At 58.6% G+C, this 11,089-nt stretch carries 14 protein-coding genes; all 14 read left to right on the plus strand.

Annotated elements, in window-relative coordinates; all coding sequences use genetic code 11:
- Positions 1-102 precede the first annotated feature (102 nt).
- The 14 genes from PH552_RS21415 to PH552_RS21480 all read left to right on the plus strand — a co-directional run bounded on the left by PH552_RS21415 (position 103) and on the right by PH552_RS21480 (position 10,756).
- Positions 103-414: a hypothetical protein gene (locus PH552_RS21415; protein WP_183762728.1), complete on the plus strand. Its 312-nt coding sequence runs from the start codon at positions 103-105 to the stop codon at positions 412-414.
- A gap of 24 nt (positions 415-438) precedes the next feature.
- Positions 439-1,929, plus strand: a complete 1,491-nt coding sequence (flgK, locus tag PH552_RS21420) for a flagellar hook-associated protein FlgK (RefSeq protein ID WP_112344306.1) — start codon at positions 439-441, stop codon at positions 1,927-1,929.
- A gap of 3 nt (positions 1,930-1,932) precedes the next feature.
- Positions 1,933-2,985, plus strand: a complete 1,053-nt coding sequence (locus tag PH552_RS21425; RefSeq protein WP_112344307.1) for a flagellar hook-associated family protein — start codon at positions 1,933-1,935, stop codon at positions 2,983-2,985.
- Between the two features lie 37 nt (positions 2,986-3,022).
- Positions 3,023-3,370, plus strand: coding sequence for a flagellar biosynthesis regulator FlaF (gene flaF, locus PH552_RS21430; RefSeq protein WP_112344308.1), 348 nt, complete (start codon positions 3,023-3,025; stop codon positions 3,368-3,370).
- Entirely contained in the window at positions 3,367-3,819 is a 453-nt protein-coding gene (flbT, locus tag PH552_RS21435) for a flagellar biosynthesis repressor FlbT (protein WP_112344309.1), read from the plus strand. The genes flaF and flbT overlap by 4 nt, the downstream gene beginning before the upstream one ends.
- Positions 3,807-4,307, plus strand: a complete 501-nt coding sequence (flgD, locus tag PH552_RS21440) for a flagellar hook assembly protein FlgD (RefSeq protein ID WP_112344310.1) — start codon at positions 3,807-3,809, stop codon at positions 4,305-4,307. Before flbT ends, flgD begins: the two co-directional genes overlap by 13 nt.
- 28 nt (positions 4,308-4,335) lie before the next feature.
- Positions 4,336-4,602, plus strand: coding sequence for a flagellar biosynthesis protein FliQ (gene fliQ, locus PH552_RS21445; RefSeq protein WP_075855152.1), 267 nt, complete (start codon positions 4,336-4,338; stop codon positions 4,600-4,602).
- Between the two features lie 152 nt (positions 4,603-4,754).
- Positions 4,755-6,842, plus strand: coding sequence for a flagellar biosynthesis protein FlhA (flhA, locus tag PH552_RS21450; RefSeq protein ID WP_112344311.1), 2,088 nt, complete (start codon positions 4,755-4,757; stop codon positions 6,840-6,842).
- Complete coding sequence (gene fliR / locus PH552_RS21455) at positions 6,839-7,591, plus strand: flagellar biosynthetic protein FliR (protein ID WP_112344312.1); 753 nt, start codon at positions 6,839-6,841, stop codon at positions 7,589-7,591. Before flhA ends, fliR begins: the two co-directional genes overlap by 4 nt.
- 18 nt (positions 7,592-7,609) lie before the next feature.
- Positions 7,610-8,029 (plus strand): hypothetical protein, encoded by a 420-nt coding sequence (locus tag PH552_RS21460; RefSeq protein WP_183762731.1) that lies wholly within the window; start codon positions 7,610-7,612, stop codon positions 8,027-8,029.
- Positions 8,030-8,158: 129 nt separating this feature from the next.
- Positions 8,159-8,755: a rod-binding protein gene (locus PH552_RS21465; RefSeq protein WP_112344314.1), complete on the plus strand. Its 597-nt coding sequence runs from the start codon at positions 8,159-8,161 to the stop codon at positions 8,753-8,755.
- Between the two features lie 14 nt (positions 8,756-8,769).
- Complete coding sequence (locus PH552_RS21470; protein WP_112344315.1) at positions 8,770-9,138, plus strand: hypothetical protein; 369 nt, start codon at positions 8,770-8,772, stop codon at positions 9,136-9,138.
- Positions 9,135-9,662: a hypothetical protein gene (locus PH552_RS21475; RefSeq protein WP_112344316.1), complete on the plus strand. Its 528-nt coding sequence runs from the start codon at positions 9,135-9,137 to the stop codon at positions 9,660-9,662. The genes PH552_RS21470 and PH552_RS21475 overlap by 4 nt, the downstream gene beginning before the upstream one ends.
- Before the next feature lie 254 nt (positions 9,663-9,916).
- The gene (locus PH552_RS21480) at positions 9,917-10,756 is read left to right on the plus strand and encodes a WecB/TagA/CpsF family glycosyltransferase (RefSeq protein ID WP_183762778.1); all 840 of its coding nucleotides are present in this window, start codon (positions 9,917-9,919) and stop codon (positions 10,754-10,756) included.
- The last annotated feature ends 333 nt before the right edge of the window (positions 10,757-11,089 follow it).

The following is an 11,089-nucleotide window of genomic DNA, read 5'->3' on the forward strand; positions in this document are numbered from 1 at the left end:
TGATCGGCTTTTCGTCCTCTCAGACAGCTTCACGCAAGGCCCGCCACCTACTCTCAGTCGTATGAAGGATAACGAGGATTCCAGATGAGGAATTTCGGCAGCATGAAGACCGCATTTGCGGAAGTGGACGCACGGGCAATTCGCCTGGGCGCTGCTTTTGACCGCGCAGCCGGTGCGATGTCGTCTCATCCTACGGCCGTGGAAGGGATGGGCGTGCTGCATATTCCCGCCGCCGGTCCCGATCTCCGCAGCAACGGTGTTCGCGTGTCCCAATCTTCCCGCAGATGGCCGTTCGCGGTTGGCTCAGGCGGCCATCCATACCGTGCCAACGACAATCGAGTGAACTTCGCCGGCCTTGCTCTGACAGGCTATTCCGACACTTCCGGCGCGCCATCGGCCATTCTGCGGCGCTAAAACGAACAGGGTATCGAGTCAGTCATGTCGCTCACAACAGCTCTCAATAACGCGCAGGCAATATTCAACAATACCGGCACGCAGAGCAGTGTCGTATCGAACAATATCGCCAACGACAGCAACACGAATTATTCGCGTCGCCAAGCGGTGGTGACCACGGACATGGCTGGCGCCCAGGTTGTGAAGATCGACCGCAGCAGCGAGCCGGCGCTGCAGAAGGCCTATCTCAGCTCGTCGTCATCGGATTCGGCCCAGCAGCTGCTTTTGAACGCCTACAGCAATCTTCAGTCGGCTACGCTCGGCGGAAATGACAATGAAATCGCTCCGGCGACCCTTCTTTCGGCGTTCCAGAAGGCGATGCAGACCTATTCCGGTTCTCCGTCCAGCACCACGGCGGCGCAATCGGCGATCAACGCGGCCCAGAGCCTTGTCACGTCGCTGAACAATGCGACGACTGCGGTGCAGGCCGCACGAACCGATGCGGACAAGCAGATCAGCTCCGACGTCAATTCACTGAACAGCCTGCTGAAGCAGTTCCAGGAAGCAAACGAGGCGGTGAAATCGGCGACGACGACCGCCGGACCGACGTCCAACGCCCTTGCCGACGCTCTCGACCAGCGCGATTCGATCCTGAACCAGATCTCGAAGATTGTCGGCGTGACGACGGTGACGCGCGGCAACAACGATATGGCGCTCTACACCACGAGCGGAACGACCCTGTTCGAAACCATTCCGCGCACGGTGACGTTTCAGCCGACAAATACCTATACGGCCGGCACGGTCGGCAACAATGTCTATATCGATGGCGTTGCGCTGACTCCAGGCCAGAGTGCGAGCACCACCGCGCAGGGCAGCCTCCAGGCGGCGCTGCAGGTCCGGGACGATGTTGCGCCGACCTATCAAAAGCAGCTCGATGAGATTGCGCGCGGTCTGGTGACGACGTTCGCCGAAACGAATAGCAATCCCGCAAAGCCGACCCTGCCCGGCCTTTTCACCTGGAGCGGCGGCACCGTTCCGACGGGTACTACCGCGGTCACAGGCCTGGCCGGCTCGATAGCCGTTAATCCGAAGTTAATCACGTCTCAAGGTGGCGATCCGACATTGCTGCGTGATGGTGGTATTAACAACAATGCCGCGACCGGCGAGACGGGTTATACGAAGAATACCAGCGGTGGCAGCGGTTATTCCACCCAGCTGGATGCCTTTATCACTGCGATGAATACGAAGATGGATTTCGATGCCACGGCCGGCTCCGATACCCGGGCCAGCCTCATGGATTATGCATCGAGTTCCATCGGCTGGCTCGAAGGACAGCGCAGCACGGCAACGACCGCGGCTGAAAACACATCCGCGGCACTATCGCGCTCTTCTGGCGCTTATTCGAATGCGACCGGCGTCAATCTCGACGAAGAACTGACGCTGATGATGGATATCGAGCAGTCCTACAAGGCTGGAACGAAGATATTGAACGCCGTCAATGAGATGCTTCAATCGGTACTGGATATTGCGAGCTAAGCCATGAAACTTTCTTTCATTTCGAGCACGGCCATTCAAAATGCCATGCGTCAGACAATCCGTCAGACGCAAAATGAGATGACGAGTGCTTCCACGGAAGCAACCACCGGGGTTTATGCCGACATCGGGGTTTCGCTGGGCAGCAGCACATCGCTCAGCGTGAACCTGACACGGGAAGTGTCGCGTATCGATTCCATTCTCAGCAGCAATTCCATTGCAAATCAGCGTATGACCTCGTCCCAGACCGCGTTGAGCGATATGGGCAGCCAGGCGCAGAAGCTGATGGATCAGCTGGTGGCCCTGCGCGGCAATACGGATGGAAGCAGCGTGGCGCTGACGCAGTCGACTGCGACTTCCGCCCTTTCGAGCGTTATCGCTTCCGCCAATACCATGGTCAACGGCGAATATCTTTTCGCCGGCACCAATACCGATGTTCAACCGATGACGGATAAGTCGGCCGCGACGAATACCGCAATCCAGACCGCGCTGACGGCCTATATGGCCGCTCAGACCCCGCCCGTAACATCGACAAGCAATCTGACCGGCGCCCAGATGAAGGACTTCATCACCACCAAGGTCGAGCCGATGTTCACCTCCGACGCCAGCTGGGCAAGCTGGTCGAGCGCGTCCGACCAGAATATGACGAGCCGCATCAGCAATTCGGAAGTGGTGGAAACGTCGACGAATTCGAATTCCTCCGGCATTCGCTACCTGGCGCTTGCAACCAGCGTCACCAATGCACTGATGAGCACGACGCCGGCCCTGAGTTCGGATGCGCTGAATGCGGTGACCGATCAGGCCATCAGCTACTCGCGCCAGGCGGTCGACGGATTGAACAGCCAGGCAAGCCAGCTCGGTCTGTCGCAGTCGCGCCTGTCGGATGCGAACACGACGCTGAATGCCCAGAAGACCATTCTCAATACCAGCCTGGGCGATCTGACGGGGGTCGATCCCTATGAGGCTTCGACCAAGGTCAACAGCCTCGAGACCCAGCTCGAGACCGCTTACACCATTGTTTCAAAGATCCAGCAGCTCAGTCTTGTAAATTACCTTTGATGATCAAAGGGAAGGAATGACCAGGAAGGATGCGTGAATGTATCAGTTCTCATATGCGGAAGTCATGCAGGATGCGGTGGCCGACGCCAAGGAAAGAGAACGACAAGTTCTGGACCGGTCGATAGCTCTCCTCTCCGCGGCCCGTGATGCGGAGAAATACGGCCGCGAGGCGATCGAGGCGCTCTTCTATACGCGGCGCGTATGGGTGAGCTTCGTGGAGGACCTCAAAAGTCCGGAGAACCAGCTCAATGTCGAACTGCGTGCCAACCTCATCTCGATCGCCATCTGGATTTTGAAGGAGTGCGATCGAATCCAGCGGCGCCAGTCGAAAAATTATCAAGGCATCATCGATGTCACCACCATCATCAGGGATGGACTTAAATGAAAAGTACGCTTCGCATATCGCTCAAAGCCGGGGAAAAGATCTTTATCAACGGGGCCGTCCTGCGCGTCGATCGCAAGGTCGCGCTGGAATTCCTGAATGATGTGACATTCCTGCTTGAGAACCACGTCCTCCAGCCTGAAGACGCGACGACGCCCTTGCGTCAGCTCTATTTCATCGCGCAGATGATCCTCATCAATCCGGAGGGCAAGGATCAGTCGACGACGATGTTCCGCAAGTCGATCGTCATGCTGCTTTCGTGCTTCCACAACGAGGAGGTGCTGGCCGAGCTGAAGCGTATCGATGGCCTCGTCGCCACCGGCCGCGCTTTCGACGCGTTGAAGGCGATCCGCGGCCTCTACCCGATCGAGGACAATATTCTGAACAATCAGGAAATGCCGGCGGCGACGATCGAGCATATCCGTCGGGAGATCGCTCCATGGCAGCGGTAGACGCCGTCAACAGCAGCACGGACAGCTCTTCCACAGCCACGAAAAATGCTGCTGCCGCATCGGCGAGCGCCAACCTGAACTACAACGATTTCCTGCAGCTTCTCATCGCGCAGATGAAGAACCAGGACCCGACTAGTCCAATGGATGCCAGCCAGCAGATTTCGCAGCTGGCGAGCTTCTCCCAGGTCGAGCAGCAGATCCAGACGAACTCGCATCTGGAAACCGTGTTGCAGAACCAATGGATCTCGCAGGCGTCCGATTACATCGGCAAGCAGATCATGAGCGCCGATGGCAAGACCACGGGCACGATCAAGGAAGTAACCGTCTATTCGGACGGTATCATCGCGCAGACCAACGCCGGTGACAAGATCCTGATCCAGGCCGGCGTGACGATCGCTCCGGCAGGCACGACCATTGATGTGCCGGCCTCGTCAAGCGATACTAGCAGCAGCGATTCGTCTGGCACGGATTCGACCAGCGGCTCATGAGGAGCCGCTGAACCGGGAGTGAAATGTCATGAATGAAGCCGATGCATTGGATATCTTCCAGGCGGCGATCTGGACGGTGCTGGTGGCTTCCGGTCCGGCTGTCGTCGCCGCCATGGTCGTCGGTCTGGTCATCGCGCTGATCCAGGCACTCACCCAGGTGCAGGAAGCGACCTTGACCTTCGTGCCGAAGATCGTCGCCGTCATGGTCACGATCGGCATCTCGGCGCCGTTCGTCGGCGCACAGATTTCGATCTTCACCAATCTCGTCTTCTCGCGCATCCAGTCGGGCTTCTAGCGAGAGAAGGTCCGAAGGCCGCAGCGGCCTTCGGATACGGGCATCGATGGCCATAGGCCATGCTCGCGCAAGCTTCGGCTTCTAAAGCTCGGTTCCAATAGGGCAGGCGGTTCAGCCGTTTGCCTCCTCTCATGAAGAGACGGAACCGGTCGATGGCACAACCACCCGCAATAGCACTCCCCAAAGCCAATCCCAGCATTCGCGATATCGGCTTCGCGCTCGGCATCATGGTGATCCTGTGCGTGCTGTTCCTGCCGATCCCGCCTTTTCTGATCGACCTCGGCCTGGCTTTCTCGATCGCTTTTTCGGTGCTGATCCTCATGGTGGCGCTGTGGATCAAGAAGCCGCTGGAATTCTCTTCGTTTCCGACGATCCTGCTGATCGCCACCATGACGCGCCTGTCGCTGAACATCGCGACCACGCGCGTCATCCTTTCGCATGGCTATGAAGGGCATAATGCCGCCGGCGGCGTCATCGCGGGCTTTTCCAGCCTGGTGATGTCGGGCGATTTCGTCATCGGTCTGATCGTCTTCCTGATCCTCATCACCATCAATTTCATCGTCATCACCAAGGGCGCGACGCGTATCGCGGAAGTCGGCGCCCGCTTCACGCTCGATGCCATCCCAGGCAAGCAGATGGCGATCGACGCGGATCTTTCGGCCGGCCTGATCGATGAAAAGGAAGCGCAGCGCCGCCGTCGCGAGCTGGAAGAGGAAAGCTCCTTCTTCGGCGCGATGGACGGTGCCTCCAAATTCGTGCGCGGCGACGCGGTTGCTGGTCTTCTGATCACCTGCATTAACGTCTTCGGCGGCATCATCATCGGCTATTTCCGCCACAGCATGCCGATCGGCCAGGCTGCGGACGTTTTCGTCAAGCTCTCCGTCGGTGACGGTCTGGTGTCCCAGATGCCGGCGCTCATCGTCTCTCTCGCCGCCGGCCTACTTGTTTCGCGCGGCGGTACGGCCGGTTCGACCGACCAGGCCGTGGTCAATCAGCTGAGCGGCTATCCGCGCGCGCTCGCCGTCTCGGCGGTTCTCATGGGCATCCTGGCCATCATGCCCGGCATGCCCTTCCTTCCCTTCGTTTTCCTTGGCGGCCTGATGGCCGCCGGCGCCTGGTTCATCCCGCGCCAGATCGAGGCCGAAAACAAGCTTCGCCGCGATGCCGAAGAGCAGAAGGTGATGCAGACGAAGGAAATGGAAAAGGATTCGGTCAAGTCGGTTCTGAAGACCGCCGAGATCGAGCTCGCCCTCGGCAAGATCGTTTCCACCCGCCTGCTCGGCGCCCATCAGGAGCTTGCCTTCCGTGTCGGCAAGATGCGCAAGAAGTTCGCGACGCAATACGGCTTCGTCGTGCCTGAAATCAAGGTGATCGACGACATGGCGATCGCCGACAAATCGTATCAGATCCGCATCCACGGCACGACCATCGCCTCCAACATGCTGCGTGTCGGCGAAGTGCTCGTCGTCACCGGCTCGGGCCGCAAGCCGACCGTGCCGGGGGATGAGATTCGCGAACCCGCCTTCGGCATGCCCGCCGTTTCCGTTCTCGAAGCCTTCACCGATGATCTGAAGCGCGAGGGCTTCCAGCCGATCGACAATGTCTCCGTCGTGCTCACCCATATGAGCGAGGTCATCCGCAACAACCTGCCGGCATTGCTGTCCTATAAGGACGTCAAGATCCTGATCGAGCGTCTCGATCCCGAATATAAGAAGCTCGCCGACGAGATCTGCTCGTCGCACATGTCCTATTCCGGCCTGCAGGCGGTGTTGAAGCTGCTGCTCGCCGAGCGTGTCTCGATCCGCAACCTGCATCTCATCCTTGAAGCGGTTGCCGAACTCGCCCCGCATGTGCGCAAGACGGAACAGATCGTCGAACATGTGCGTGTCCGCATGGCGCAGCAGCTTTGCGGCGACCTTGCCGACAACGGCGTGCTGCGCGTGCTGCGTCTCGGCAGCAAATGGGACCTGATCTTCCATCAGGCGCTGAAGCGCGATCAGAAGGGCGAAATCGTCGAATTCGACATCGATCCGCGCAGCCTGGAGGAATTCAGCGAGCAGGCGGGCAAAGTTATCCGTGAATACATGGATCGCGGCATGCCCTTCGTTCTTGTCACGTCGCCCGAAACGCGCTCCTATGTGCGCATGATCATCGAACGCCTGTTCGCGACCCTTCCGGTCCTGTCGCATGTGGAACTGGCCAAGGGGATCGAGATCAAGATTCTAGGTTCGATTTCATGATAACAGACCCGCAGGGGACCATTCTGGCGCTGTTCGTCGCCTTCTGCCGCATCGGCGGCTGCATGATGGTCCTCCCGGGATTTTCATCGGGCCGTATCCCTCCGCAGATCAGGCTGCTCCTTTCCGCGGCCCTGTCGATGGCGATTTTGCCCTTGCTCTGGAACACGATCTATCCTCAGGTGTCGAAGGGCGACGCGAGCTTCATCGGCCTCATCTTCACCGAAACGGTCATCGGATTGATGTACGGCATGATGGCCCGGATCTATACGCTGGGCCTGCAATTCGCCGGCGTGAGCATATCGATGCTGATCGGCTTCAACGCACCGGGCGGCGCCGATATCGTCGAGGAGTCAAGCGAGACGTCGCTCACGAGCCTCATCAGCTTTTGCGGGCTGATGATGCTCTTCATCCTCGATTTTCATCACTATATCCTGCAGGCGCTGGTCGATTCCTATTCCGTCGTTCCTCTGGGAGGTCATATCGAGCCGCGTGCCGCTTTGATCTCGATTACGGATACGCTGGAAACCACCTTCTTCATCATGCTGCGGCTGGTGAGCCCCTTCCTTCTCTATGGCCTGATGTTCCAGATTTCGATCGGCTTCATCAACAAGCTGGCACCGCAGATCCCGATCTATTTCATCTCCACGCCGTATCTGCTGATGGGAGGGCTGTTCATGCTCTACCTCAGCATCGCGGCATTGATCAGTCAGTTTTCTGGTGCATTTCTCACGGTCTTCAATGGGCATTAGCCGGCGGATAGGTAGACGATGGCGGAGAAAAACCGGTCTGAAAAACTGAAGCGCCTGGTCGCAGTGCAGCGCCATCTGGAGCGGATAGCGGAAAACGAGCTGGCTGATACGACCCGCCAGCGCGCGGAGGTCACCGAATCGATGGAGCGGGTCATGGTGGCGATTGGCTCCGTCGATCCCGTGCACATGGCGTTCTCAATCCATTATGCCGAGCGCTACGGCCGCCTGATGATCCGGGATCAGCAGCTGGAAAGCATTCAAACCCTCATTCAGATGAAGGTCCAGCAGGAGCGCACCAAGGCCGACCGGCTCGAAGAGCACATGAAGGATGCCCGCGAGCTCGAAGTGCGGGAGGCCGACGACAATGCGGTCTACGACATCATCGATCAACGCTTCGCCGACGTAACGCCAGCCTCCAGCAAGGTTCAAAAACCATAATCGCCGCGATCATGGAACAGGATGTGCATCGTTCGGTTGCCGGCCTGTTCTGAAGTTTTGATTCGTTGCCCTGATTCGATTGCCGCACTGCGCGGCTTCCGGGTGCGCGATAGCAGAAGGAGACGTGACGTGGCTATTTCGCCTCCGAGTGATTTGGTCCTCGATGTCGTCAAGGCCGCCAATCCGGCCGATGTCGAGGCTGCGCAGGCAAAGCTTGCCGCCAACCGGGCCGCCTTCGCCGCCACCAGCCTCGCCGAGAACGGCAACGGCTTCGGTGCGACGGTGGATGCGATGAACAGCGCGGCCACCCAGGCAGGTCTCGCCAATGCCAACACGCATGTGGCCGGGACGAAGGTGCCGCAGCCCTATCGCAAGTTCGAAGCCATGGTGCTGCAGAATTTCGTGAAGAACATGCTGCCGAGCAGCGAGACGCTCTATGGCAAGGGTTCGGCCGGCGAGATCTGGAAAGGCATGATGGCCGAGCAGCTGGGCAATACGCTCGCCAAGAACGGCGGCGTTGGTATTGCAGAAAAGATGTATCAGGAACAGGTCGACAAGATGCGCAACACCGGCGCCATCCATGCCGCGACCGATGAAAACGACAAGAAAATGGCTCTGAGCGCGGTTGCCGATTTTCAGCGCAAGACGCTCGCCGCCGCGGATGCCGATAATGACGGCAATGCCAGCATCACCAATCAGAATAATTTGACGTCCCAGAAAGCATGAGCGAGGTAACAAACATGGAAATGATGTCGCAGGACTATCGGATCAAGTCTGTCCTTGGCCGCCTGGAGATGATTATCGACAATGAGAACAACCGGATCGGCACCGACCCGGAATTCGATCTCAAGGTATCGAACGCTCACAAGAGCCGTTGCCTCTACGAATTGTCGATGCTGTTTCGCGATACCGATCCGGCCGATCTTGCCGCCGCGCATATCGGGCAGCTGCACGATCTGAAGAAGAAGCTGGTTCTGAACGCCCGCCGGGTCGAGGCTCATCTCGAGGCCGTGCGCGCCGTCGCCGACATTCTGAAGAATGCCGTGCAGAACGCCGATGCGGACGGCACCTATTCGCAGGAGCAATTCCGCGTCCGTGAGGCCGGATGATCAAGCTCGCTCTCACCGGCCTGTGGGTCTGCGCCGTGACATTGGCCTCGGTCTATTTTTCGGTGCAGGTGGCGACAGCGCCCGCAATCAGTCCTGACGACGCCAAGAAGGCGCAGCAGGAACTGATCAAGGGCGAATCGATCAATGTCCCTGTCATCGCCAATGGCCAGGTGACCGGCTATTTTCTGACGCGCATCTCCTTCATGATGGAGAAGGGCAAGGCAAACGCGCTGCAGATACCCCTGCCGGAGCTGACGACGGATGAGCTCTTCACGCTGCTGATCGGCAACAAGGTGATCGATATCGCGCACACGCAGAATTTCGACGTCGCCGCCTTCCGCAGCGACCTGAAGAAGCGGATGAACGAGCGGCTCGGCGGCGATTATGTCGCCGACGTGCTGATCGAACAGCTCGATTATCTTTCCAAGGAAGAAACCCATGGCGGGGAGAGCATCGGCAAGAAAACGGTCAAGCCCGTCAAGATCGTGCAGGATGCGGCGAAGGATAAGGTGCCGGTAGAGTAAAGGTGTCCTGGCTCGGCGGGGCACCGCTCCATTCCAGGGCTGCAAAGCCGGGCTCCGGCCGACGATACATTAACGAATCCTTGATGGTTTCCGATAAATCCCACGTTCCATCCTAACGGAACATTGGATTTATCTGGCTATAAACACCTCCCAGTGACGCCTCGCAATCGCAGCACCGATGAACGGTTGGGCGCATGAGCCTTGTTATTCTCGGCATCATGCGCATGTGCGGTCTCGGGCAGGAGGTTGTTGGATTGAACCAGGTTGCCGATTTTGCCGTCGTAGCATCCCGCCGCATGATTTTCGATCTGCCGGTCTGCGATCTCGATTGGGATAATGCCCTGACCTTCGTCAATGAGCTCGCTTCCCTGCCGGTCGGCCAGACCTCGATCTCCTTCGTCAACGCCCATAATATGCTCGTCATGCTGCGCGATGACAGCTATCGCAATGTTCTCGAGCAAAATCTGGTGCTTCCCGATGGTGTCGGCCTCGATATCGCCTCGCGCGTCGCCCATGGCGAGCCATTCCCGGCGAACTTGAACGGCACGGATTTCGTGCCTGCGCTTTTGACCTTCATGGAGCGGACGAAGCGGATCGGCCTGCTGGGCGGCAAGCGCTCGGTCGTCGAAAACGCGGCTGAAAAATTTCGCCGCCACGCGCCGTGGCACGAGTACATCGTCGTTTCCGACGGTTTCTTCGATCCAGCGAGAAGCAGCGCCGTTGCCGCGGAAATAGGCCGGCAGAAGATCGATGTGCTGATCGTCGGCATGGGAACGCCTTTGCAGGAAAAATGGGTCGCCGAGCATGTCGGGCCGCAGCATGCGCGGTTGGTGTTGACCGTCGGCGCCCTGTTCGATTTCATTTCCGGAACCGTGCCGCGGGCCCCCAGGCTCGTGCGCGCGCTACGCAGCGAGTGGTTGTTCCGCTTGGCTCTCGAACCGGGCAGGCTGTGGCGGCGCTATATTCTGGGCATTCCGCTTTTCCTCTATCAGGTCGTCAGGCATCAGTTCGGCCGCAGGGAGCGTGTCCTTCGCGCAGAACCGCTGCAGCTGCCGCAGCGGCGCATCGCTTCCCCGAATAAATTGGCAAGTTAGAGCAATCTTAAAAAACGTATGGCCCGCCCGTCTGTAAGAGGATTTTACGGTGTTCTGATCAGTTTGCGTCAACGTATACGGTCTCATGGGAAGTCCCCATGGCCAAGATGGACATCCGCGCGTTCAGAGCCCAATAAGACCGTCGGCACCTAGTGCCATTTTTTTAAACGGGCTTTCCGAAGCCGGTAAACTGTCAGGCCATCTTCACGATCCTTCCTGCAAACCTCGTTGAGCTACATGTGCGATAGCATAGCCGTCTCGACTATGCCGCAGCCGCCAGGTAGCCACGTTCAAATGATGTCTTTTTCCGCAAAACCGCCCACGCGATGCGGG

The organism is Rhizobium aureum (assembly GCF_030182495.1).
Taxonomy (GTDB): domain Bacteria; phylum Pseudomonadota; class Alphaproteobacteria; order Rhizobiales; family Rhizobiaceae; genus Rhizobium; species Rhizobium tropici_C.

Bases quoted from the DNA above. Each gene is read 5' to 3' on its own strand.
- PH552_RS21415 (WP_183762728.1), top strand. From the start codon at position 103: ATGAAGACCGCATTTGCGGAAGTGGACGCACGGGCAATTCGCCTGGGC.
- flgK (WP_112344306.1), top strand. From the start codon at position 439: ATGTCGCTCACAACAGCTCTCAATAACGCGCAGGCAATATTCAACAAT.
- PH552_RS21425 (WP_112344307.1), top strand. From the start codon at position 1,933: ATGAAACTTTCTTTCATTTCGAGCACGGCCATTCAAAATGCCATGCGT.
- flaF (WP_112344308.1), top strand. From the start codon at position 3,023: ATGTATCAGTTCTCATATGCGGAAGTCATGCAGGATGCGGTGGCCGAC.
- flbT (WP_112344309.1), top strand. From the start codon at position 3,367: ATGAAAAGTACGCTTCGCATATCGCTCAAAGCCGGGGAAAAGATCTTT.
- flgD (WP_112344310.1), top strand. From the start codon at position 3,807: ATGGCAGCGGTAGACGCCGTCAACAGCAGCACGGACAGCTCTTCCACA.
- fliQ (WP_075855152.1), top strand. From the start codon at position 4,336: ATGAATGAAGCCGATGCATTGGATATCTTCCAGGCGGCGATCTGGACG.
- flhA (WP_112344311.1), top strand. From the start codon at position 4,755: ATGGCACAACCACCCGCAATAGCACTCCCCAAAGCCAATCCCAGCATT.
- fliR (WP_112344312.1), top strand. From the start codon at position 6,839: ATGATAACAGACCCGCAGGGGACCATTCTGGCGCTGTTCGTCGCCTTC.
- PH552_RS21460 (WP_183762731.1), top strand. From the start codon at position 7,610: ATGGCGGAGAAAAACCGGTCTGAAAAACTGAAGCGCCTGGTCGCAGTG.
- PH552_RS21470 (WP_112344315.1), top strand. From the start codon at position 8,770: ATGGAAATGATGTCGCAGGACTATCGGATCAAGTCTGTCCTTGGCCGC.
- PH552_RS21475 (WP_112344316.1), top strand. From the start codon at position 9,135: ATGATCAAGCTCGCTCTCACCGGCCTGTGGGTCTGCGCCGTGACATTG.